The sequence below is a fragment of the Pseudomonas sp. LB3P93 genome, assembly GCF_054898025.1.
In genome coordinates this window covers 6,242,556-6,265,510 of record NZ_CM142713.1, presented here as the reverse complement: position 1 = coordinate 6,265,510, position 22,955 = coordinate 6,242,556, and the positions used below count along the sequence as shown (strand labels likewise).

Genomic DNA, 22,955 nt, shown 5'->3' with positions numbered 1-22,955 from the left:
ATGACCCACAAGGGAAGAGAGATCACCATGCTCGAAAGTTGTCAGAATGCTCAGGAACGTTGGGGTGGAGTGCATCTGCTGATCGATCGCTGGTTGCAGGAGCGTCACGAACTGGTTCGGGCCTATGATGATCTCGGCGCCAAGCCTGAGTCTCTGGGCGAGAACCGCAAGCCGTTGCAGGAATTCTGCGGCGTGCTGGTCGATTACGTGTCGGCCGGGCACTTCGAGATCTACGAACAGCTGACTGGCGAAGCCAAGGCGTTTGGCGACACTCGCGGGCTGGAGTTGGCCGAGACGATTTACCCGCGCATCGACGTCATCACCGAGAAGCTGCTGGCGTTCAATGACCTGTGTGATGCAGGCAAGTGCGTCGCGGAGAAATTCAAAGAGCTGGGCGGGCTGCTGCACGAACGCTTCGAACTGGAAGATTGCCTGATCGAAGTGTTGCACACGGCTCACAAGGAAGAGGACTCGGTTCAGGCCTGAACCTCTTCCGGCAAGACCCTCGCTTCTAGCGAGAATCTAAAAACGGTGCGCCATGCGCGCCGTTTTTCGTTTCCGGCTTTCAGTTTTCAGTTTTCAGCTTGCGGCACCGCGCAATTCCACTTCGAACACCAGCGGTGTGAACGGCGCGATCAGGTCGCCGGCACCGTCCGCGCCATAGGCTTGAGACGATGGAATCACCAGGCGCCATTTCGCACCGACCGGCATGTTTTGCAATGCGCTGCGCCAGCCGCTGATCACGCTATCGAGACTGAACCACTGCGGCTTGCTGTTCTGATCGAACACTGTGCCGTCGGGAAGGCGTCCGACATATAAAACTTCGACCTTGCCGTTAGGACCAGCCTTGGCACCCGTACCCGGTGCCAACTCGGTCAGCAAAATTCCATCCGCCAATTCACGAACACCCGGCTTGGCTTTTTCCTCGGTGAGAAAGCGCTGCTCTTTTTCCAGCGCGACTTCACTTTGCGGGAGGGCGGGTTGCTCGGCGATCTGAGCTTCATGCTCGGCCAGAATCTGTTGGATCTGTTCGTCTTTCAATGCCAGTGGCTTGCCTTGATAGGCTTGCTGCAAACCTTCGAGCAATGCCTGAAGTTGTAGATCCGGCACCTCTTGGCGCAAGCGCTCACCCAGGCTCGCACCCAGGCTGTACGCAAGATCGTGAGCCTCATTTGGGGTGGTTTTTTCGGCGGCCTGAGCCACGGAAAAACACACACACAACGATAAAAAAAAGTAGCGCGACATGGGCACACTCCGATCTGAGATGCGGTGGATTATGCCAGTGTGAATGCGCTCAAAGGTGAACTGGTTTTGCACCAGGGCAGAAGAATTTCAATCTGTTGCAACGCAGCGCTTTCGATACTGTCAACATGCCCTAGCGGCGGTGTCATCAGAGGTCTAGTATGAGCCGCACCCACGTCAGCCAGGAGGTAAACCATGTCGGCCACCAAGAAGCCTGTAAATACCCCGTTGCACTTACTCCAACAACTCTCGGGCAGCCTGCTCGAGCATTTGGAAAACGCTTGTTCCCAAGCCTTGGCTGATGCTGAAAAACTGCTCGCCAAACTGGAAAAGCAGCGCGGAAAAGCGCAGGAAAAATTGCACAAGTCCCGTACCAAATTGCAGGACGCCGCGGCAGCCGGTAAAGCCAAGGCACAAACCAAAGCGAAGGGTGCGGTGAAAGAACTTGAGGACTTGCTCGATGCCCTCAAGGATCGTCAATCCGAAACGCGCAGCTATATTCTGCAACTCAAGCGCGACGCTCAAGAAAGCCTGAAACTGGCCCAGGGTGTCGGTCGTGTACAAGAGGCTGTCGGCAAGGCGTTGTCCCTGCGTTCGGCCAAGCCTGCTGCGGCACCTGCCAAGAAAGCCGCTGCCAAACCGGCTGCTGCAAAAGCACCGGCCAAGCCTGCGGCCAAGGCACCGGTGAAAGCCGCAGCCAAACCAGTCGCAAAACCTGCGGCGAAAAAACCAGTCGCTGCCAGTGCTGCAAAACCGGCTGCTAAAACGACGGCTGCCAAACCTGCCGCCGCTAAACCTGCTGCAAGAACCGCTGCCGCGAAACCGGCTGTGGCTAAAACTGCTGCTGCAAAACCAGCCGCAAAACCAGCTGTAAAATCGACAGCAAAACCAGCTGCAAAAACTGCCGCTGCCAAACCTGCTGCCAAGCCTGCCGCAAAACCAGCGGCGAAACCTGCTGCAAAAGCTGCGGCAAAACCCGCTGCCAAAACTGCTGCCGCGAAACCTGCTGCCGCTGCCAAGCCAGCCGCTGCCGCGAAACCTGCTGCAGCGAAACCAGCCGCAGCAAAACCTGCTGCCGCTAAGCCAGCTGCAAAACCTGCTGCCAAGCCAGCCGTGAAAAAACCGGCCGCTGCTGCCAAGCCAGCGACTGCAACTCCGTCGCCAGCTGCATCGGCTTCGCCTGCTACAGCAGCAACCGCCTCGACCTCATCGTCTGCGCCAACGCCAGCCGCACCGTCGAGCAACAGCTCCACCCCAACCAGCGCTTCCTAAGCGTCGGTTGCCGCGACGCGCAGCTGATGCAGCGCGTCGCGGTCCAGGTTGGCGGCGCTCGCCGTCACACCTTCCAGCCAGGCCGTTAGATCGGTCGCCTCACACTGCGGCCAACTCTGCGCCGATCGCTCCAGTCGCAACAACAGATGTCGCTCCGCTTCCTGTTCCAGTGTCTTCACTTGTTCGCGCAACGCATTCAACTCGGCATCCTCGGTCGCAACAGTTTTCCATTGCGTGCGCAATGCTCGCAGCGGTCGCACGACATCGGCGTCCCAGGGCTCGGCCACGTCGCGAAGCTGCTGCAATCGTTGTTCATTGCAGGTGACACCTCGGTCTACCAGCCATAATCCACAGAGCAGCAGGCACACATTCACGCCCGCCGACTGCAACTGCAGGCACGCGTCTTCAACGCCGGGACGGGCATAAGTGGTAAGGGAAAAGCTCCACAGGTCAGAGGACATAGTGCTACTCGCGCCAGTTGCGAGCGAAGCTGGTAGACTCCGCCGCCATTATGATTCGACTTCAGAACCTGACTTTACAGCGTGGCCCGCAACGTCTGCTAGAAGACGCCGAGCTGACCCTGCACGCCGGCCACAAAGCCGGCCTCATCGGTGCCAACGGTGCCGGCAAATCGAGCCTGTTCGCCTTGCTTCTGGGTGACCTGCACCCGGATTCGGGTGACTGCTTGCTGCCGGGCGACTGGCGCATCGCCCACATGCGCCAGGAGATCGACACCCTCGATCGAATCGCGGTCGACTACGTGCTCGATGGCGACCTGCGCCTGCGTGAGGTGCAACGCGACCTCGCCGCGGCCGAAACGGCGCATGACGGTGCCGCTCAGGCCCGCTTGCATGCCGAACTCGACAGCGCCGACGGTTACACCGCCGACGCCCGGGCGCGCAAGTTGCTTGCCGGCCTTGGGTTCACCAACGATCAGATGGATCGCCAGGTAGGAGATTTCTCTGGTGGTTGGCGGATGCGTCTGAACCTGGCGCAGGCTTTGATGTGCCCCTCGGACCTGTTGCTGCTCGATGAGCCGACCAACCACTTGGACCTCGACGCCATTATCTGGCTCGAAGACTGGCTCAAAAGCTATCCCGGCACCTTGATGCTGATTTCCCACGACCGGGATTTCCTCGATGCCGTGGTCGATCACGTGGCTCACGTTGATCAGCGCAAGATCACCCTGTATCGCGGTGGTTACAGCGCCTTCGAGCGCGCCCGTGCCGAACGTCTGGCCCAGCAACAACAGGCCTACGAGAAGCAGCAGGCGCAACGTGCGCACATGGAAAGCTACATCGCCCGCTTCAAGGCCCAAGCCACCAAGGCCCGCCAGGCCCAGAGCCGGATCAAGGCGCTGGAGCGGATGGAAGAGTTGTCCGCCGCCCACGTTGATTCGCCGTTCGACTTCGTGTTCCGCGAGTCGCACAAAATCTCCAGCCCGTTGATTGATATTTCCGACGCGCGCCTGGGTTATGGCGAGCGAGCCGTGCTGGAGAAGGTCAAGCTGCAACTGACCCCCGGCGCGCGCATCGGTTTGCTCGGCCCCAACGGTGCCGGTAAATCGACCCTGATCAAAAACCTTGCCGGTGAACTCGAACCGTTGTCCGGGCGCCTGACCCGTGGCGAGAACACCGTGGTCGGCTACTTTGCCCAGCATCAGTTGGACTCGCTGGACTCCAAGGCCAGCCCGTTGCTACACATGCAGCGCCTGGCGCCGACCGAGCGCGAACAGACGTTGCGCGACTTTCTCGGTGGTTTCGACTTCCGTGGTGCGCGCATCGATGAGCCGGTGCTGAATTTCTCCGGTGGCGAGAAGGCCCGTCTGGCGCTGGCGTTGATCGCCTGGGGCCGGCCAAACCTGTTGCTGCTCGACGAACCGACCAACCACCTGGATCTGGAAATGCGCCTGGCGCTGACCATGGCCCTGCAGGAATTCAGTGGCGCCGTGCTGGTGGTCTCCCACGATCGTCATCTGCTCAAAAGCACCACCGACAATTTCTACCTGGTGGCGGATGGCAAGGTCGAAGAGTTCGACGGCGACCTCGAGGACTACACCCGTTGGCTGGTCGACTACCGTCAGCGCAATGCGCCGGTCAGTAACACCCCGGTCAATCCGGACAAGACCGACAAGAAGGCCCAGCGCCAGGCCGCTGCTGCGTTGCGTCAGCAACTGGCACCGCACAAGCGTGAGGCTGACAAGCTCGAAGCCGAGTTGGGCAAGCTGCACGAGAAACTGGCGAAGATCGATACCAGCCTCGGCGACAGCGACATCTACGAACCGATGCGCAAGAACGATTTGCGTGATCTGCTGGCTGAACAGGCCAAGCTGAAGGTGCGTGAAGCCGAACTCGAAGAAGCCTGGATGGAAGCCCTGGAACTGCTCGAAAGCATGCAGGCGGAGCTGGAGGCGCTGTCCTGATGGAAGCCTTCAAGCTGCCGCTGCCGGCTGGGTGGGGCGAGCCGATCTGGTTCGCCGCGCAAATTCTGCTGATCCTGTTGGCGGGTTACTTCGCCCAACGCTTCGTCGCCAAATGCCTGACTCGCCTGGGCGAGCGCTACCCGTTTCCACCGCAGTTGCTGATGCCACTGCGCGGTGGTTTGCGCTGGCTGATCATGGGCAGTGCGCTGATTTTCGTGCTGGAGCGCCTCGGGGTTTCGGCCACCGTGCTCTGGACCGCGTTATCCGGGTTTGTCGCGGTGGCGGCGGTGGCGTTCTTCGCCATGTGGAGCGTGCTCTCCAACCTGCTCTGCGCGATCCTGATCTTTACCGTCGGCCCGTTCCGTATCGGTGACGTCGTCGAGTTGGTAGACACCACCGACAAGCCCGGCGTCAAAGGTCGGGTGGTGGCGATCAATTTGCTCTACACCACGTTGATCGAAGCAGAGGAACTCGGCACTGGCAGTGCCATGGTGCAAGTGCCTAACAGCCTGTTCTTCCAGCGCTCGGTTCGACGCTGGCGGGGCACGGATGTGTTTTCGTCCGGCGGGTTTGAAAAGTAAGCCTTCTGTTGACTGACAAATCGCCATCGTCGGAACGCCGCCAGGAGCAAGCTCGCTCCCACAGGTTTTTGAGTTGGATTGCAGGTTTGTGATTTAGCCCGGAACCCTGTGGGAGCGAGCTTGCTCGCGATAGCGGTATGTCAGACGATGAGCCCCTCAAGCCGTTAACACTGATCGGCGACCGCAACATCCTGCAAAAAAATCGATGGTCATCAGCCCAAAGCCGCATTAGCTTAGACGTCTGTCACGAGTCTGAGTCGAGGTGTGCGATGGAGCTTCAAACATGGCTGGCGTTTTTTGCCGCCTGCTGGGTGATCAGCCTGTCTCCCGGTGCCGGCGCCATTGCGTCGATGTCCAGCGGTCTGCAATACGGTTTCTGGCGCGGTTACTGGAACGCCCTGGGCCTGCAATTGGGCCTGGCGGTGCAGATCGCGATTGTCGGCGCCGGGGTTGGCGCGATTCTCACGGCATCGGCCACGGCTTTCTATGCAATCAAATGGTTCGGCGTGGCGTATCTGGTTTACCTCGCGATCAAGCAATGGCGCGCGCTGCCCAGCGACATGAGCGACGAAGCGGCGGTGCGTCAGATCGGCAAACCGCTGGCTTTGGTGTTCCGTGGGTTTCTGGTCAACATCAGCAACCCCAAGGCGCTGGTGTTCATGCTGGCGGTGTTGCCGCAATTCATTGATCCCCACGCACCGCTGCTGGCCCAATACCTGATCATCGGCGTGACCATGGTCTGCGTCGACCTGATCGTCATGGCCGGTTACACCGGATTGGCGTCGAAGGTGCTGCGCCTGTTGCGCACGCCCAAGCAACAAAAACGCATGAACCGGACCTTTGCGGGACTGTTCATCGGTGCGGCGGCGTTTATGGCGACGCTGCGCAAAGCCGCGGTGTAAAACGTTCAGGTACAAAAAAGGCGACTCTCGAGGTCGCCTTTTTCATGTCCAGAATTCACGCACAAACGCCGGTATTCGTTAACAAAGCTTGAGTGAAAGCCATTGGAAGTGAACAATGTGTTACTTCGTATTTCCAATTGAGATTCATTCATGACTGCCCCGTCCCGTTTCCTGGCCTGGCTGGTGTTGCCGCTGTTTGCCTTGTGCAGTTTCAATCTGCTGGCCGACACCGTGGAAGGCGCGCCGCAAGCCCTGCATTTGCTCGACTACATTGGCGCGGATTACCCGCAGACGGTGCAAGGGGGCAAGGTCACCGACGAGTCCGAATACCGCGAGCAGCTGGAATTCATCAAGGTGTTGCAAGGCTTGATCGCCGCGATGCCGGCCAAGCCGGAAAAAGCCGGGCTGGAGCAGGGCGCCAGCACGCTGCGCAGCGCCATCGCTGCCCGTCAGGATGGCGCAGACGTGGCCCGTCAGGCTCGGCAACTCGGCGCGAAACTGGCCGTGGCCTATGAAGTCAGCCAAGCGCCGATCATTACCCCGGACCCGACTCGTGGGGCGCCGCTGTACGCCCAGCACTGCTCGGTCTGCCACGGCGATACGGGTGCCGGCGACGGTCCGGCGGGTGTCGGTCTGACGCCGCCGCCAGCCAATCTGCGGGAAACGGCGCGCCTGGACCATCTGAGCCTCTACGCGATTTACAGTACCTTGGGCCTGGGTGTCGAAGGCACGGACATGCCGGCCTTCGCCGATCAGCTGGACGATCGTCAGCGTTGGGACCTGGCAACCTACATCGCCAGTTTCAGCGCCGATCCGGCCGCAGCAAAATCCGAAAAGACCTACAACATCGCCGACCTGGCACGTCAGACGCCGGCCGAAGTGCAGGCCGCCGATGGCCCGCAAACCGCCGCGACGTTCCGTGCCCAGCGGGCACAACCGCCGCAGGTCAAACGTGGCCCGGCGCAGTTGCTCGACTACACCGCTGCAACCCTGGACAAGAGTATCGCGGCCTACCGTGCCGGTGATCACGATCAAGCCTATGACTTGTCGGTAGCGGCCTATCTGGAAGGCTTCGAGTTGGTCGAAAGCTCGCTGGACAACGTCGACGCCAACGTGCGCAAGGACACTGAAAAATCCCTGATGGCTTACCGTCAGTCGTTGCAGGACGGTCTGCCGGTGGACCAGGCCCAGCAGCGCCTGGACGCGGCCAAGGCCAAGTTGAAGGAGTCCGCCGGGTTGCTGGGCAGCGACGGTTTGAGCTGGTCCCTGAGCTACATCTCCGGTTTGCTGATTCTGCTGCGCGAGGGCCTGGAAGCGATTCTGGTGCTGGCGGCGATTCTGGCGTTCCTGCGCAATACCGGCCAGCAGTCGGCGGTGCGCAGCGTCAACGTCGGTTGGGGCCTGGCGTTGTTGGCGGGTCTGGCAACCTGGGCGTTGGCGGCGTACGTGATCGATGTCAGCGGTTCGCAGCGTGAATTGCTGGAAGGTGCAACGGCGTTGTTCGCCGCCGTCATGGTGCTCTGGCTCGGTGTGTGGATGCACGACCGTCGCCACGCAGCGGCGTGGCAGGATTACATCAAGAGCAGCCTGGTGGGCGGCGGTGGACGCTTCGGCTTTGCGACGCTGGCGTTTTTCTCGGTGTATCGCGAGCTGTTTGAAGTGATTCTGTTCTACGAGACCCTTTGGTTGCAGGCCGGGCCTGCGGGTCATAACGCAGTGCTGGCCGGTGGCGCGACGGCGCTGGTGTTGCTGGTCGGGCTGGCGTGGGTGATCCTGCGCGGTTCGCAAAAACTGCCGCTGTCGTTGTTCTTCAGCATCAATGCCGGTCTGTTGTGCGCACTGTCGGTGGTGTTTGCCGGGCATGGCGTGAAGGCGTTGCAGGAAGCCGGGATCTTCGGCACGCGGCCGGTGCCGTTCTTCGACTTCGACTGGCTGGGCATTCACGCGGACGCGTATTCGCTGAGTGCTCAGGCGGTGGCGATCATTGCGATTATCGTGCTGTATGGCCGTAGCTGGATGGCGGAGAAGCGGCGGGTGCAGGTTTCTTAAGAGAGCATTCGCTGCGCTCATATTCGCGAGCAGGCTCGCTCACACAGGATTGCGTATAACCTGTGGGAGTGAGCCTGCTCGCGATTTTTTTTGGAAGAGGAAAACACGATGCGTGTCTGGATCGATGCCGACGCCTGCCCACGGGCGGCCAAGGATCTGGTGGTGAAGTTCGCCCTCAAGCGGCAGTTCGAAGTGGTGCTGGTGGCCGGGCAGCCGCAGATCAAGCCGGGACTGGCCCTGGTGAAGCTGATCGTGGTGCCAAGCGGTCCGGATGCCGCCGATGACTATCTGGTGGAACACGCGGTGCCGGGTGAGTTGGTGATTTGCAGCGATGTGCCGCTGGCAGATCGGCTGGTGAAAAAGGGCGTTGCCGCTCTGGATCCACGGGGCAAGGAGTTCGATGCGCAGAACATGGGCGATCGGTTGGCGGTGCGTAACCTGTTCACCGATCTCCGTGAGCAGGGCCAGATGAGCGGCGGCCCGGCGCCGTTTGGCGAGCGCGAGAAGCAGGCATTTGCCAATGCACTGGACCGGATCCTCACCCGGCTTTCCCGTTCACAATGATCGTTCATGATCGTTCCCACGCTCTGCGTGGGAATGCCTCACTGGACGCTCTGCGTCCGCTTTGGGACGCGGAGCGTCCCGGGCTGCATTCCCACGCGGAGCGTGGGAACGATCAAACGATCAGTGTCAGGCGTCGTTTTCGTGGGTCAGTTCGAGGACACGGTCGACCAGTTTGTTGATCCCCGATGCGGCTTCACTGATGCTCTGCGCCAGCATGTACGCCGGGGTGCACACCAGTTTGCGGGCTTTGTCTTCGACGATGTCGCTCACCGCGCAATCCTGGTGGGTGGCGCCCATCTTGTTCATGGCAGCAGCGGTATCGGCGTCGTTGCCGATGGTGCAGGTCACGCCTGGTCCATAGATTTTCGCCGCCAGCGCTGGCGAAATGCAGATCAACCCCACCGGTTTGCCCGCTTCGGCAAACGCCTCGGTCAACGCCAGGACGTCCGGTTGAACCGTGCAGCCGGCGCCTTCGACGGCGAAGTTCGACAGGTTCTTGGCCGCGCCGAAACCGCCGGGCACGATCAGCGCGTCGAAGTCTTCGACGTCTGCTTCGCGAATGTCCTTGATGTTGCCCCGGGCGATCCGCGCCGATTCCACCAGCACATTGCGCGACTCGGGCATTTCGTCGCCGGTCAGGTGATTGATCACATGCAATTGCGAGATATTGGGGGCAAAGCACTGCACCTGAGCGCCGCGCTGGTCCAGGCGCAGCAAGGTAATCACACTTTCGTGGATCTCGGCGCCGTCGTACACGCCACAGCCGGAAAGGATCACTGCAATTTTTTTGCTCATGGGTTTTTCTCCAGATTCATGGCGTTAAATGTCCACTAATTTGTCACTCGTTGCCATAGGGTTAATTCGCAGCTACACCTAGCATCTGTCCTCAAGATTCCGATCAGGGCGCGTCAATGGACTTCATTCTGTATGCGGTGCCGTTTTTCTTTGTACTGATTGCCGTCGAGCTACTGGCGGACCGTTGGCGCGGGTTGAGCAATTATCGGTTGGCTGATGCGATCAACAGCATCAGCACCGGGGTGTTGTCGACCACCACCGGCCTGTTGACCAAAGGCGTCGGCCTGGTGACCTATGCGTTTGCCCTCAAGCATCTGGCGCTGTTCGAACTCTCGGCCGACAGCGTCTGGGTCTGGGTGTTTGCCTTCGTCCTCTACGACTTCTGCTATTACTGGCTGCATCGCATGGGCCACGAGCGCAACATCCTCTGGGCCGCGCATTCGGTGCATCACCAGAGCGAGGACTACAACCTCTCCACGGCCCTGCGCCAGACCAGTACCGGCTTCCTGCTGAGCTGGATTTTCTACCTGCCGATGGCGGTGCTCGGCGTGCCATTGCTGGTGTTTATCAGCGTCGCCGCGCTGAACCTGCTGTATCAATTCTGGGTGCATACCAAACACATTCCCAAGCTCGGCTGGTTCGAGTGGTTCTTTGTCACGCCGTCCAATCATCGGGCCCACCATGCACAGAACGCTCTCTACATGGATCGCAACTACGGCGGGGTGTTCATTATTTGGGACCGTCTATTTGGCTCGTTCCAGGAAGAGGACGACAATGAGCCGGTGATTTTCGGCGTGACCACGCCGTTGGCGAGCTGGAATCCGCTGTGGGCGAACGTGCAGTTTTACGCGCAGCTATGGGACGACGCGCGGCGGGCTGAAAGCAAGTGGGACAAGCTGCGGATCTGGTTCATGCGCACCGGTTGGCGGCCGGCGGATGTGGCGGCCAGGTACCCGATGAACAAACCGGACCTGAGTCAGTTCCGCAAATTCGAAGTGGCGCTGGACGGGCGTCAGCAGCTGTATGTGGCGTTGCAGTTCTGCGTCTACATTGCGCTGGGCAGCTACTTGATGAACCTGGAGCCGCGTTTGCCGACCGCAGCGCTGGTGTTGGGCTGGGGCGCGGTGGCATTGGGCTTGTTTACGTTGGGCATGGCCCTGGAGAATCGCCCGCAGGCCTTGAAGCTGGAACTGCTGCGGCTGGCATCGAATGTGCCGCTGGTGTGGCTGGCGCCGGTGGTCGGGCTGTGGCCGGCCAGCGCGGTGGGCTGGATCGGCCTGCTCAGCTACAGCCTGCTCAGCGGAATCGGTCTCTACTGTTGCAGGGACCGTTTCACTCGATTGGCGTCTTAGTCTCGGCGGCCTTGGCCAGCTCGGCTTGCTCGTCGGCGTAGATCTTCTTCGCCAGACGGGCATTCTTGAAGCGCCGGCGCAGCCACAGTCCCAGGCCCAGCAGCAGCAGGGCGCCGAGCACCCACAGCTCGTACTTCTTGACGCTGCCCAGCATCCCCTCGAGCACCGCGCCGAAGTGGTATGCCGCGGCGGCCAGTGCGGCAGCCCAGATCGCAGCACCAATCCCGTTGAGCAGCAGATAACGTCCCGGCGGATAACCCGACAGGCCGATCGCGACCGGCATGACTGTGCGCAATCCATAGACGAAGCGGAAGCTCAACACCCAGATGTCCGGGTGTTTGCGGATGTGTTCCAGCGCCCGATCACCCATCATTTGCCAGCGTGGTTTACGCGCAAGCAATTTGCGGCCGTGTTTGCGCCCGAGGAAGTACCACAGCTGATCGCCGGCATAACTGCCACAGAACGCCACGATCGTGACGATCTTGATGTCCATGTATCCGCGGAACGCGAGGAAGCCTGCGAGCACCAGAATGGTTTCGCCTTCGAAGAACGTGCCGAGAAAGAGGGCGAAGTAGCCGAATTCCTGAAGAAATTGTTGGAGCATTGTCTGGATGCTGGCGAAATGAACGCGCAGCCTAACCCTTCGTGCACATTCATGAAAGTGTCCAAATGTGTCTCGACGTGAACATTTCCTACAAGGACAATGGAATGCGACTACCTGCCGCAGGGGTGCACATAACTGTCACGTGTTGGTCATAATGGTCGCTTATAACTGTCACGCTCGCACGCCAGCGGGCTCAGGAGTCTGCCGTGAGCTTTACCCCCGCCAACCGTTTGTTCCCTGCAACCCGCCTGCGTCGCAACCGTCGTGATGATTTCTCGCGTCGACTGGTCCGTGAAAACGTTCTGACCGTCGATGACCTGATCCTGCCGGTATTCGTGCTGGACGGTGAAAACCGTCGCGAAGCGGTGGCGTCGATGCCGGGCGTCGAGCGCCTGACCATCGATCTGTTGCTCGAAGAAGCGGCCAAGTGGGTCGAGCTGGGGATTCCGGCGTTGGCGCTGTTTCCGGTCACGCCTCCCGAGCTCAAGTCGCTGGACGCCGCCGAAGCCTGGAACCCGAACGGCATTGCCCAACGCGCCACTCGCGCCTTGCGTGCGCAGTTCCCGGAGCTGGGGGTGATCACCGACGTTGCGCTCGACCCGTTTACCACCCACGGTCAGGATGGCATCCTCGATGAAGAAGGCTACGTGCAGAACGACATTACCGTCGACGCACTGGTCAAGCAGGCCCTGTCCCACGCCGAGGCCGGTGCTCAGGTGGTGGCGCCGTCGGACATGATGGACGGTCGCATCCAGGCGATCCGCGAAGCGCTGGAACTGGCCGATCACGTCAACGTGCGGATCATGGCCTACTCTGCCAAATACGCCAGCGCCTATTACGGCCCGTTCCGCGACGCGGTGGGTTCGGCGCTGAACCTGGGCAAGGCCAACAAGGCCTCTTATCAGATGGACCCGGCCAACGGCAACGAAGCCCTGCACGAAGTGGCGGCGGACTTGTCAGAAGGCGCGGACATGGTCATGGTCAAGCCAGGCATGCCGTATCTGGACATCCTTTACCGGGTCAAAGAAGAATTTAAAGTGCCGACCTTTGTTTATCAGGTCAGCGGTGAATACGCCATGCACATGGCGGCAATCCAGAATGGCTGGTTGAGCGAAGGGGTTATCCTCGAATCACTGACCGCTTTCAAACGTGCAGGGGCTGATGGCATCCTGACTTACTTTGCCGTGCGTGCCGCTCAATTGTTACGAGAGCAGAAATAGCCCTCCCAGGAACATTCCATGAATACCGAAGGACTCACTGAAGTTGCCGTAAAAGAGGCTCAACCCGTGGTCGAGCAAATCGCCGAGACGCCGCCGGAGCTGGAGCCCGCTCCACCCGCAGCGGTGACCGAAACCGCGACAGCGGCACCGGCGATTGCCATTCCCGGTCTGGATGACAGCAGCCTGTATATCCATCGCGAGCTCTCGCAACTGCAGTTCAACATCCGCGTGCTGGAGCAGGCGCTGGACGAGTCCTACCCGTTGCTGGAGCGGCTGAAGTTCCTGTTGATCTTCTCCAGCAACCTGGATGAGTTCTTCGAAATTCGTGTTGCCGGCCTGAAGAAGCAGATCACCTTCGCCCGTGAACAGGCCGGCGCCGATGGCCTGCAACCGCATCAGGCCCTGGCCCGCATCAGCGAGCTGGTACACGGTCACGTAGACCGTCAGTACGCGATCCTCAACGATATTCTGTTGCCGGAGCTGGAAAAACATCAGGTCCGCTTCATCCGCCGGCGTCACTGGACCACCAAGATCAAAACCTGGGTGCGCCGCTATTTCCGCGACGAAATCGCGCCGATCATTACCCCGATCGGTCTCGACCCGACGCACCCGTTCCCGTTGCTGGTGAACAAGAGCCTGAACTTCATCGTCGAGCTCGAAGGCATCGACGCCTTCGGTCGCGATTCCGGCCTGGCGATCATCCCGGCGCCACGCCTGTTGCCGCGCGTCATCAAGTTGCCGGAAGAAGTCGGCGGCGCGGGCGACAACTATGTGTTCCTGTCGTCGATGATCCACGCGCACGCCGATGACCTGTTCCAGGGCATGAAGGTCAAGGGCTGCTACCAGTTCCGCCTGACTCGAAACGCCGACCTTTCCGTCGACACCGAAGATGTAGAAGACCTGGCCCGCGCCCTGCGCGGCGAGTTGTTCTCCCGTCGCTACGGCGACGCGGTGCGCCTGGAAGTCGCCGATACCTGCCCGAAACAGTTGTCCGACTACTTGCTCAAGCAGTTCAACCTGCACGAGACCGAGCTGTATCAGGTCAACGGTCCGGTCAACCTGACCCGCCTGTTCAGCATTACCGGTCTGGACAGTCAGCGTGAGCTGCAATACATGCCGTTCACGCCGCAGATCCCGAAACTGCTGCAGAACAGCGAGAACATCTTCAGCGTGATCAGCAAGCAGGACATTCTGCTGCTGCACCCGTTCGAGTCCTTCACCCCGGTGGTCGACCTGCTGCGCCAGGCCGCGAAGGATCCGCATGTATTGGCGGTCCGCCAGACCCTGTACCGCTCCGGCGCCAACTCGGAAATCGTGGATGCGCTGGTGGATGCGGCGCGTAACGGCAAAGAGGTCACCGCGGTGATCGAGTTGCGTGCGCGGTTCGATGAAGAGTCCAACCTGCAACTGGCCAGCCGTCTGCAAGCGGCCGGTGCGGTGGTGATTTACGGTGTGGTCGGTTTCAAGACCCACGCCAAGATGATGCTGATTCTGCGTCGCGAGGCCGGCGAGATCGTGCGTTACGCGCATTTGGGTACGGGCAACTACCACGCGGCCAACGCCCGTCTGTACACCGACTACAGCTTGCTGACCTCCGATGACGCCTTGTGCGAAGACGTCGGCAAACTGTTCAGCCAGCTGATCGGCATGGGTAAAACCCTGCGCATGAAGAAGCTGCTGCACGCGCCGTTCACGTTGAAGAAGGGCATGCTCGACATGATTGCCCGCGAAACCCAGTTCGCCCTCGACGGCAAACCGGCGCACATCATCGCCAAGTTCAACTCGCTGACCGATCCGAAGATCATTCGCGCGCTGTACAAGGCCAGTCAGTCCGGAGTGCGAATCGATCTGGTGGTGCGCGGCATGTGCTGCCTGCGACCAGGCATTGCCGGGGTTTCGCACAACATCCACGTACGCTCGATCATCGGGCGTTTCCTCGAGCACACCCGGGTCTTCTACTTCCTCAATGGCGGCGAAGAGCAGATGTTCCTGTCCAGCGCCGACTGGATGGAGCGCAACCTCGACAAGCGCGTCGAGACTTGCTTCCCGGTCGAGGGCAAAAAGCTGATCATGCGGGTCAAGAAAGAGCTGGAGCTTTATCTGACCGATAACACTCACAGCTGGAGCCTGCAGGCGGACGGTCGTTACATCCGCAACACGCCGACCGGCAACCAGAACCCGCGCAGTGCGCAGGCAACGCTGCTGGAGCGATTGGGCAGCCCGATCCTGACCGTTCGCTAACGCACAAGTCGGGTATAAAAAATGGCGATCCCTGCGGATCGCCATTTTTTTATCCCGCCTGAGTAACCTGTGGCGAGGGAGCTTGCTCCCGCTGGGCTTCGAAGCGGCCCCAAAAGAAGGCCTGCTGCGCAGTCCAGCGGGAGCAAGCTCCCTCGCCACAAGGTTTAGCGGACGTTCAGCGTGAAGCTGACCCGGGTCAGCCACTCCGCTTCCAGGGCGAAGTCGGCCTGGGTCAGTTGGTTTTCGTCCAGCCAGTTTTCCGGGAACAACACATCGAGGCTGTCGCGGTTGGCGTGCAATACCACCTGCGGCATTTCCTGGGTGCCACGGATGTGATGGAACAGGATCGCAAAGCGCAGCAGCACGCACAGGCGAATCAGCTTGATGCCCTCATCGCCAAAATCGGCAAACCGGTCCCGGGGAATATTGCGGCGGTGGCCACGCACCAGTAGTGCGAGCATCAGTTGGTCTTCGCGGGAGAACCCGGCCAGGTCCGAGTGCTCGATCAGGTAGGCGCCGTGCTTGTGGTACTGATAGTGAGCGATGTCCAGGCCCACTTCATGGACCTTGGCGGCCCAGCCGAGCAGTTCGCGCCAGACTCCGTCATCCAGATCCCAATCCGCGGCGACTTGATCGAAGGCATGCAGGGCTTTGCGTTCGACCCGCGCCGCTTGTTCCAGATCGACGTGATAACGCTCCATCAGCGAACTGAGCGTGCGTTCGCGGACGTCCTCGTGATGATGACGGCCCAGCAGGTCATAGAGCACGCCTTCACGCAGGGCGCCTTCACAGTGGTCCATGCGTTGCAGTTCGAGGGCGTCGAAGATCGCTTCGAGAATCGCCAGGCCAGCGGGGAAGATCGCGCGGCGGTCAGGCTTGATGCCTTCGAAGTCGATTTTCTCGACATCGCCCAGCTTGATCAGTTTGCGCTTGAGCCAGGCCAGGCCTTCGGCATTCACCTCGCCCGTGCCATGCCCGCCGGCCTTCAGCGCCAGGCCGATAGCGCGGATGGTGCCCGAGGAGCCGATGGCTTCATCCCAGGTCAGGCGGTGCAGGGCGTGTTCGATGCTCATGATCTCCAGCCGCGCTGCGGTGTACGCCTGGGCGTAGCGGGCCGGGGTGATCTTGCCGTCCTTGAAATAGCGCTGGGTATAACTGACGCAGCCCATTTGCAGGCTTTCGCGCAGCAGCGGTTCGAAGCGCTGACCGATAATGAATTCGGTACTGCCGCCGCCGATGTCGGCGACCAGGCGTTTGCCCGGCGTGTCGGCGAGGGTGTGGGACACGCCGAGGTAGATCAGGCGTGCTTCTTCACGACCGGAGATGACTTCCACCGAGTGCCCGAGGATTTCTTCGGCGCGGCGGATGAATTCGCCGCGGTTGCGGGCTTCACGCAGGGCGTTGGTGCCGACGATCCGCACGGCACCAGGGGGCATACCGTTGATCAGTTGGGCAAAACGCTTCAGGCAATCGAGCCCGCGCTGCATGGATTCTTCGTTGAGGTGGCGCTCTTCGTCGATGCCGGCGGCCAGCTGAACCTTCTCCCCGAGACGCTCGAGAATACGGATTTCGCCGTTCTGGGCCTTGGCCACGACCATGTGAAAGCTGTTGGAGCCCAGGTCGATTGCGGCGATCAGGGACAGATTCTTGGCTTGGGATTGCGGCATGGTCATGGGGTCTCAGTCGATAACCTCGACATCGTGCCACGATCAAAGGCTGACGCCAACGCACAGCGTTCAAAGGCTTGATCCAGTGCAGGAAACAGGGTGACCGCTGCGCGGTCAATCGCTAGCAGGCTAGCTCCCACATTGGAATGCGTACCCCCTGTGGGAGCTAGCCTGCTAGCGATGAAGGCATTAAGGACACTGAGGTTCTTTCAGGCGGTCGCTTCAACCGTCCCAATGAAATTCGCCAACTCCGCCGTCTGCGGGTTCGCAAACAACACTTTCGGGTCCCCCACCTCATGCACCAACCCCTGATGCATGAACACCAACTTATCCCCAACCTCCCGGGCAAAACGCATTTCATGGGTGACCATGATCAATGTCATGCCTTCCCTGGCCAGTTGCCGGACCACGCTCAGCACTTCGTTGACCAATTCCGGGTCCAGCGCCGAGGTGATCTCGTCACACAGCAACACTTTCGGCGACATCGCCAAAGCACGGGCAATCGCCACGCGCTGTTGCTGCCCGCCCGACAGCCGATCCGGGAAAGCATCAAACTTCTCGCCCAACCCGACCCGTTCCAGCATCTCCCGCGCCAGCTCGACAGCCTTGGCCTTCGGCACTTTCTGCACCACTTGCGGCGCGAGCATCACGTTTTCGCCCACGGTCAGGTGCGGGAACAGGTTGAACTGCTGAAACACCATCCCGACTTTCTGCCGCAAGCTGCGCAAATCGGCGCGGGCGGCGTCGAGGTATTCGCCGTCGACTTCGATCACGCCATCGTTGATCGATTCCAGGCCATTGAGGGTGCGCAGCAAGGTCGATTTGCCCGAGCCGCTGCGGCCGATGATCGCCACCACCTGGCCTTCCTCGACACTGAGGTCGATGCCTTTGAGCACATGGTGGTCGCCGTAGTATTTATGCAGGGCGGAAATTCTAAGCAGAGGCATGCAGTCTCCTTTCCAGGTAGCGCGCACTGAGGGACAGGGGGTAGCAAAGCAGGAAGTAACCGAGTGCCACGAGGCCGTAGACCATGAAGGGCTCGAAGGTCGCGTTGGCGAGCATGCCGCCGGTCTTGGTCAGTTCGGTGAAGCCAATGATCGAGGTGACGGCGGTGCCTTTGACTACTTGCACCGAGAAGCCCACGGTCGGCGCCACGGCGATCCGCAGCGCTTGCGGCAGAATCACGTAGCGCAACTGTTCCAGTGGATTGAGCGCCAGGCTCGACGAGGCTTCCCATTGGCCGTTGGGGATCGACTCGACGCAACCGCGCCAGATCTCCGCAATGTAGGCGCTGGTGAACAACGTCAAGGCCAGCGCCGCCGCCATCCACGGCGAAATCTCCACGCCGGCCAGCGCCACGCCGAAGAACACCAGAAACAGCTGCATCAACAGCGGCGTACCCTGGAACAGTTCGATGTAGGTGCGTGCAACGTTGCGCGGCAGGGGCTTTTTCGAGATGCGCATGACCATGATCAGCAAGCCGATCAGCCCACCGCCGATAAATGCCACCAGCGACAGCGCCAGCGTCCATTGCAGGCCGGTGAGCAGGTTTCGCACGACGTCCCAGAACGTGAAATCGCTCATTGGCTGCTCCTTGCAATGAATCGACGACCGATCCAGTTCAGCAGCTGACGTATCAACAGCGCCATGCACAGGTAGAGCAACGTGGTCAGGGCATAGGTTTCAAAGGCGCGGAAGTTGCGCGACTGAATGAAGTTGGCGGCGAAGCTCAACTCCTCGGTGGCGATCTGCGAACAGACCGCCGAGCCGAGCATGACGATGATGATCTGGCTGCTCAGGGCCGGCCAGACTTTGCCCAACGCTGGCAGCAGGATCACGTGGCGGAAGGCTTCGAATCGGCTCATCGCCAAGGCCGCAGCGGCTTCCAGCTGTCCTCGGGGGATCGCCTGGATGCCGGCGCGGATGATCTCGGTCGAGTAGGCCCCGAGGTTGATCACCATCGCCAGCACGGCTGCCTGCCATTCGGAAATCTGCACGCCCAGCGACGGCAAACCGAAGAAGATGAAAAACAGCTGCACCAGAAACGGCGTATTGCGGATCAACTCGACGTAGACCCCGAAGATCGTCGAGAACGGGCGGATGTTCCACGCCCGCACCAACGCCCCGACAATGCCCAGCCCCACCCCAAGCACTGCGCCAATGGCCGTCAGTTCAAGGGTGAACAGCGCACCGCGCAGCAGCAGGTCGGTGTTTTGCACCACCGGCAGAAAGTCGAACTGATAGGCCATATCATGTCTCCCCGGCGACGATCAGAGATCGGCCGGCAACGGCTCTTTCAGCCAGGTCCGGGAGTTCTTCTCCAGCGCGCCGTCGGTCTTGGCGGTGGCGAGGATCTGATTGACCTTGCCCAGCAGCGCCGGCTCGCTCTTGTTTACGCCGACATACACCGGTGAGTCCTTGAGCTTCACTTTCAGCGCCGGCACGCGTTTCGGGTTCTTCTCGCTGATCGCCACCATCACCACGTTGCCGCTGGCGATCAGGTCGACTTGCCCGGCGAGGTAAGCGGCGATGGTCGAGTTGTTGTCTTCAAAGCGTTTGATGGTCACGCCTTCGGGCGCGACTTTGGTCAGCTCGATGTCTTCGATGGCGCCCCGGGTGACGCTGATGGTTTTACCCTTGAGGTCGTCCAGGCCTTTGATGTCGGCGTCTGGTGGGCCGAATACGGCTAGGTAGAACGGCGCATAGGCGCTGGAGAAATCGATGACTTTCTCGCGCTCGGGGTTCTTGCCCAGGCTTGAAATCACCAGATCGACTTTGCCGGTGGTCAGGAACGGGATGCGGTTGGTGCTGTTGACCGGGGTCAGTTCAAGTTTGACCTTGAGTTGGTCGGCCAGCAGCTTGGCTGTGTCGATATCGAGGCCGCGAGGTTTCATGTCGGGGCCAACCGAACCGAACGGCGGAAAGTCCTGAGGCACCGCCACCTTGAGGACGCCGCGTTTGACCACATCCTCCAGACCGTCGGCGTGAGCGGGTGCCTGGCTCAGCATCAGGCTGGCAAACAGGGCGGTGAGCAGGGCGCTGTAACGCAGGGTCATGGCAAATCTCCGGATCGGCGAGAAGTGATTTCTGCGGATCGACAGAGCACGGGCCATGCCAAGAAGCGGTTTTGGGTGCCGCAGGCCGCGGTTTTGCTGGATTCGTTCGGTCTTACTGGTCTGAACAGTGATGGGTTTTTTCGCACCCTCATAGCGCATCCGTGAAACGTGCCGAACCCCCATGGGGCACGACTTGCCGGGCGCTGCGAATAGCTTTACAACTAGCCGCTCATTGTCCTGGTTCGTCTGAAAAACCATGAATTCGATTTCCCGAGCCGTACCTGAAGTGGCGCTGCAAGCCATCCGTAAACTGATCACCGACCAGGGTTTCGCACCAGGCGATGCCTTGCCTTCGCAGCGGGATCTGGCGGTGCAATTGGGGGTCAGCCGAGCGTCGCTGCGTGAGGCGCTGTCGTCGTTGAGTGCGCTGGGCGTGATCAGCATCCGGCCGGGCAAAGGCGTGTTCGTGCAGTCGCCGGTCGATTTGCCGCGAGGCGATACGGAACCGAGTTGGCCCTTCGCGGCCCAGGCATCGCCGTTGGATATTTTCCAGTTGCGCTATGCCCTGGAAGGTTTTGCCGCGGGTTTGGCCGCGGTGACCCTGAGCACTCAGGAGCTCGATACGCTGGAGGACAACGTTGCCGCCATGCGCGACGAATTGAAGGCCGGCGACTTCGAAGCGGCGGCGCGACTTGATTTCGATTTTCACCGACGCATTCTGCTGGCGAGCGGCAATCAGGCGATGCTGAGCATCCTCACGGCCAGCGCCGACATTTTTCTGGAGAGCCAGAAGCTACCGTTCATCCGGGCCGAACGGGCCATGGAAACCTGGCAGGAGCACCGTAAAATCCTCCGCGCGCTGGCCAGGCGCTCGTCCGGCGCGGCGCAGAAGGCCATGCAGGAACATGTGCGCAATGCAGCCCTGCGCACTGGAATTGCCTTCGTCGCTCCCGCCACCTCATGACTTGAGCTATACCCAAACTTATGCGGCACCATAGCGAGACTCAATCAACTGCACCTTCCTGAACGGGGGAAGGGCGGCTATGATGGGCCACGTTTTTTTGCTTACAACCTGGAGACTTCCATGAGCAGCGATCTTATCAAACACGTCACCGACGCTAGCTTCGACGTCGACGTCCTCAAGGCCGAAGGCGCTGTACTGGTCGACTACTGGGCTGAATGGTGTGGCCCTTGCAAAATGATCGCTCCTGTTCTGGACGAAATTGCTGAAACCTACAAAGGCAAGCTGACCATTGCCAAGCTGAACATCGACGAGAACCAGGAAACCCCGGCCAAGCATGGCGTGCGTGGTATCCCGACTCTGATGCTGTTCAAGAACGGCAGCGTTGAAGCGACCAAGGTCGGCGCACTGTCGAAGTCGCAACTGGCTGCCTTCCTCGACGCCAACATCTAAGCGTTGTTATAAAGCGTCATGAAAAGGCCCCGCATATTGCGGGGCCTTTTCGTTATTGAGGGCTAGACGCTCCGAAACTCAGGTGGTACATTCGGCCCCGCACTGGTTTCTCCATTGCCCCCTGCTAGCCGTCGCCGACGCACTCCTTTTCGAATAAGTACGCGATCCTGTCGCCTTCTCTGCGGCGCGGCCTCATTAAGCCAAAAGCTTAATTTCCCCCCCTCCATAAATGATTACGTCATTCCTATATGAATCTGACTGAACTCAAGCAAAAGCCGATTACCGAACTGCTCGAATTGGCCGAACAGATGGGCATAGAAAATATGGCCCGTTCGCGCAAGCAGGACGTGATTTTCTCCCTGCTCAAAAAGCACGCGAAAAGCGGCGAGGAAATCTCCGGTGATGGCGTGCTGGAGATTCTCCAGGACGGCTTCGGCTTCCTGCGCTCCGCTGACGCTTCCTATCTCGCCGGCCCGGACGACATCTACGTCTCGCCGAGCCAGATCCGTCGTTTCAACTTGCGCACCGGTGACACCATCGTTGGCAAGATCCGCCCTCCGAAGGAAGGCGAGCGTTATTTCGCGCTGCTCAAGGTCGACACGATCAACTACGATCGTCCCGAGAACGCGAAAAACAAGATTCTCTTCGAGAACCTGACCCCGCTGTTCCCGACCGTGCGCATGAAGATGGAAGCCGGCAACGGTTCCACCGAAGACTTGACCGGTCGTGTCATCGACCTGTGCGCCCCGATCGGCAAAGGCCAGCGCGGTCTGATCGTTGCACCGCCGAAAGCCGGTAAAACGATCATGCTGCAGAACATCGCGGCGAACATCGCTCGTAACAACCCTGAAGTTCATCTGATCGTATTGCTGATCGACGAACGTCCGGAAGAAGTAACCGAAATGCAGCGCACCGTGCGTGGCGAAGTGGTTGCCTCGACGTTCGACGAGCCGCCAACCCGCCACGTGCAGGTTGCCGAAATGGTGATCGAGAAGGCCAAGCGCCTGGTCGAACACAAGAAAGACGTGGTGATCCTGCTCGACTCCATCACCCGTCTGGCTCGCGCCTACAACACCGTGATCCCGAGCTCCGGCAAAGTGCTCACCGGTGGTGTCGATGCCCACGCCCTGGAGAAACCGAAACGTTTCTTCGGCGCCGCGCGGAACATCGAAGAAGGCGGTTCGCTGACCATCATCGCCACCGCGCTGGTTGAAACCGGCTCGAAGATGGACGAAGTGATCTACGAAGAGTTCAAAGGCACCGGCAACATGGAACTGCCTCTGGACCGTCGTATCGCTGAAAAACGCGTCTTCCCGGCTATCAACATCAACCGTTCCGGTACCCGCCGCGAAGAGTTGCTGACCGCCGACGACGAGTTGCAGCGCATGTGGATCCTGCGCAAGCTGCTGCACCCGATGGACGAAATCGCTGCCATCGAGTTCCTGGTCGACAAGCTGAAAACGACCAAGACCAACGACGAGTTCTTCTTGTCGATGAAGCGTAAGTAAGACGGTTTTTAACCGCTAAAGATGGCGTCCTTCGGGGCGCCATTTTTTTTGCAAAAAAAAAGGGGA

General features: G+C 60.2%; 22 protein-coding genes. 13 read left to right on the top strand and 9 right to left on the bottom strand.

All coding sequences use genetic code 11. From position 1 onward, the window contains the following. Window positions 1-27 precede the first annotated feature (27 nt). Window positions 28-486, top strand: a complete 459-nt coding sequence (gene rsd, locus ACYZT8_RS28725; protein WP_461982645.1) for a sigma D regulator — start codon at window positions 28-30, stop codon at window positions 484-486. Window positions 487-579: 93 nt separating this feature from the next. On the opposite strand, the gene ACYZT8_RS28720 is transcribed toward rsd, so the two are convergent. Then, window positions 580-1,245 carry an FKBP-type peptidyl-prolyl cis-trans isomerase gene (locus ACYZT8_RS28720; RefSeq protein WP_461977749.1) on the bottom strand — a complete coding sequence of 222 codons (666 nt, stop codon included), beginning with the start codon at window positions 1,243-1,245 and terminating at the stop codon, window positions 580-582. Between the two features lie 192 nt (window positions 1,246-1,437). Here ACYZT8_RS28720 and ACYZT8_RS28715 point away from each other — a divergent pair, with 192 nt between their 5' ends. Continuing rightward, window positions 1,438-2,514 carry an AlgP family protein gene (locus tag ACYZT8_RS28715; RefSeq protein WP_461977747.1) on the top strand — a complete coding sequence of 359 codons (1,077 nt, stop codon included), beginning with the start codon at window positions 1,438-1,440 and terminating at the stop codon, window positions 2,512-2,514. On the opposite strand, the gene ACYZT8_RS28710 is transcribed toward ACYZT8_RS28715, so the two are convergent. Beyond that, complete coding sequence (locus ACYZT8_RS28710; RefSeq protein WP_461977745.1) at window positions 2,511-2,975, bottom strand: TIGR02444 family protein; 465 nt, start codon at window positions 2,973-2,975, stop codon at window positions 2,511-2,513. The genes ACYZT8_RS28715 and ACYZT8_RS28710 overlap by 4 nt on opposite strands. A gap of 50 nt (window positions 2,976-3,025) precedes the next feature. Between ACYZT8_RS28710 and ACYZT8_RS28705 the strand changes: the two genes are divergently transcribed. The 5 genes from ACYZT8_RS28705 to ACYZT8_RS28685 all read left to right on the top strand — a co-directional run bounded on the left by ACYZT8_RS28705 (window position 3,026) and on the right by ACYZT8_RS28685 (window position 9,032). Next, a complete protein-coding gene (locus ACYZT8_RS28705; protein ID WP_461977743.1) occupies window positions 3,026-4,936 on the top strand; it encodes an ATP-binding cassette domain-containing protein in 1,911 nt (636 codons plus the stop codon). Beyond that, window positions 4,936-5,517, top strand: a complete 582-nt coding sequence (locus tag ACYZT8_RS28700) for a mechanosensitive ion channel domain-containing protein (RefSeq protein WP_461977741.1) — start codon at window positions 4,936-4,938, stop codon at window positions 5,515-5,517. The genes ACYZT8_RS28705 and ACYZT8_RS28700 overlap by 1 nt, the downstream gene beginning before the upstream one ends. Before the next feature lie 269 nt (window positions 5,518-5,786). Further along, entirely contained in the window at window positions 5,787-6,419 is a 633-nt protein-coding gene (gene rhtB, locus ACYZT8_RS28695) for a homoserine/homoserine lactone efflux protein (protein WP_461977739.1), read from the top strand. 150 nt (window positions 6,420-6,569) lie between these two features. Next, window positions 6,570-8,468, top strand: coding sequence for an FTR1 family protein (locus ACYZT8_RS28690; RefSeq protein WP_461977737.1), 1,899 nt, complete (start codon window positions 6,570-6,572; stop codon window positions 8,466-8,468). Window positions 8,469-8,576: 108 nt separating this feature from the next. Next, window positions 8,577-9,032 carry a YaiI/YqxD family protein gene (locus tag ACYZT8_RS28685; protein ID WP_131060755.1) on the top strand — a complete coding sequence of 152 codons (456 nt, stop codon included), beginning with the start codon at window positions 8,577-8,579 and terminating at the stop codon, window positions 9,030-9,032. Between the two features lie 126 nt (window positions 9,033-9,158). On the opposite strand, the gene elbB is transcribed toward ACYZT8_RS28685, so the two are convergent. Then, window positions 9,159-9,827: an isoprenoid biosynthesis glyoxalase ElbB gene (elbB, locus tag ACYZT8_RS28680; protein ID WP_461977734.1), complete on the bottom strand. Its 669-nt coding sequence runs from the start codon at window positions 9,825-9,827 to the stop codon at window positions 9,159-9,161. Between the two features lie 116 nt (window positions 9,828-9,943). Between elbB and ACYZT8_RS28675 the strand changes: the two genes are divergently transcribed. Further along, a complete protein-coding gene (locus tag ACYZT8_RS28675) occupies window positions 9,944-11,179 on the top strand; it encodes a sterol desaturase family protein (protein WP_461977732.1) in 1,236 nt (411 codons plus the stop codon). On the opposite strand, the gene ACYZT8_RS28670 is transcribed toward ACYZT8_RS28675, so the two are convergent. Continuing rightward, complete coding sequence (locus ACYZT8_RS28670; RefSeq protein WP_131060758.1) at window positions 11,160-11,783, bottom strand: DedA family protein; 624 nt, start codon at window positions 11,781-11,783, stop codon at window positions 11,160-11,162. The genes ACYZT8_RS28675 and ACYZT8_RS28670 overlap by 20 nt on opposite strands. Window positions 11,784-11,989: 206 nt before the next feature. Between ACYZT8_RS28670 and hemB the strand changes: the two genes are divergently transcribed. Both hemB and ppk1 read left to right on the top strand, forming a co-directional pair. Next, complete coding sequence (gene hemB, locus ACYZT8_RS28665; protein WP_059403946.1) at window positions 11,990-13,003, top strand: porphobilinogen synthase; 1,014 nt, start codon at window positions 11,990-11,992, stop codon at window positions 13,001-13,003. Window positions 13,004-13,021: 18 nt separating this feature from the next. Continuing rightward, on the top strand, window positions 13,022-15,244 hold the full coding sequence (gene ppk1, locus ACYZT8_RS28660) for a polyphosphate kinase 1 (protein ID WP_131060759.1): 2,223 nt from the start codon (window positions 13,022-13,024) through the stop codon (window positions 15,242-15,244). A gap of 164 nt (window positions 15,245-15,408) precedes the next feature. Here ppk1 and ppx read toward each other — a convergent pair whose 3' ends face one another. From ppx to ACYZT8_RS28635, 5 genes are all read right to left on the bottom strand, one after another. Beyond that, entirely contained in the window at window positions 15,409-16,911 is a 1,503-nt protein-coding gene (gene ppx, locus ACYZT8_RS28655) for an exopolyphosphatase (protein WP_461982643.1), read from the bottom strand. A gap of 209 nt (window positions 16,912-17,120) precedes the next feature. Continuing rightward, window positions 17,121-17,858 (bottom strand): amino acid ABC transporter ATP-binding protein, encoded by a 738-nt coding sequence (locus tag ACYZT8_RS28650; RefSeq protein ID WP_461977729.1) that lies wholly within the window; start codon window positions 17,856-17,858, stop codon window positions 17,121-17,123. Further along, the gene (locus ACYZT8_RS28645; RefSeq protein ID WP_461977727.1) at window positions 17,845-18,495 is read right to left on the bottom strand and encodes an amino acid ABC transporter permease; all 651 of its coding nucleotides are present in this window, start codon (window positions 18,493-18,495) and stop codon (window positions 17,845-17,847) included. Before ACYZT8_RS28645 ends, ACYZT8_RS28650 begins: the two co-directional genes overlap by 14 nt. After that, the gene (locus tag ACYZT8_RS28640) at window positions 18,492-19,160 is read right to left on the bottom strand and encodes an amino acid ABC transporter permease (RefSeq protein ID WP_461977725.1); all 669 of its coding nucleotides are present in this window, start codon (window positions 19,158-19,160) and stop codon (window positions 18,492-18,494) included. The genes ACYZT8_RS28645 and ACYZT8_RS28640 overlap by 4 nt, the downstream gene beginning before the upstream one ends. A 21-nt stretch (window positions 19,161-19,181) precedes the next feature. Further along, the gene (locus tag ACYZT8_RS28635; RefSeq protein ID WP_461977723.1) at window positions 19,182-19,967 is read right to left on the bottom strand and encodes a transporter substrate-binding domain-containing protein; all 786 of its coding nucleotides are present in this window, start codon (window positions 19,965-19,967) and stop codon (window positions 19,182-19,184) included. 256 nt (window positions 19,968-20,223) lie between these two features. Between ACYZT8_RS28635 and ACYZT8_RS28630 the strand changes: the two genes are divergently transcribed. The 3 genes from ACYZT8_RS28630 (at window position 20,224) to rho (ending at window position 22,889) form a co-directional block, all read left to right on the top strand. After that, window positions 20,224-20,931 carry a FadR/GntR family transcriptional regulator gene (locus ACYZT8_RS28630; RefSeq protein WP_461977721.1) on the top strand — a complete coding sequence of 236 codons (708 nt, stop codon included), beginning with the start codon at window positions 20,224-20,226 and terminating at the stop codon, window positions 20,929-20,931. Window positions 20,932-21,051: 120 nt separating this feature from the next. Beyond that, window positions 21,052-21,381, top strand: coding sequence for a thioredoxin TrxA (trxA, locus tag ACYZT8_RS28625; RefSeq protein WP_461977719.1), 330 nt, complete (start codon window positions 21,052-21,054; stop codon window positions 21,379-21,381). A gap of 248 nt (window positions 21,382-21,629) precedes the next feature. Then, entirely contained in the window at window positions 21,630-22,889 is a 1,260-nt protein-coding gene (gene rho / locus ACYZT8_RS28620) for a transcription termination factor Rho (RefSeq protein WP_007942421.1), read from the top strand. The last annotated feature ends 66 nt before the right edge of the window (window positions 22,890-22,955 follow it).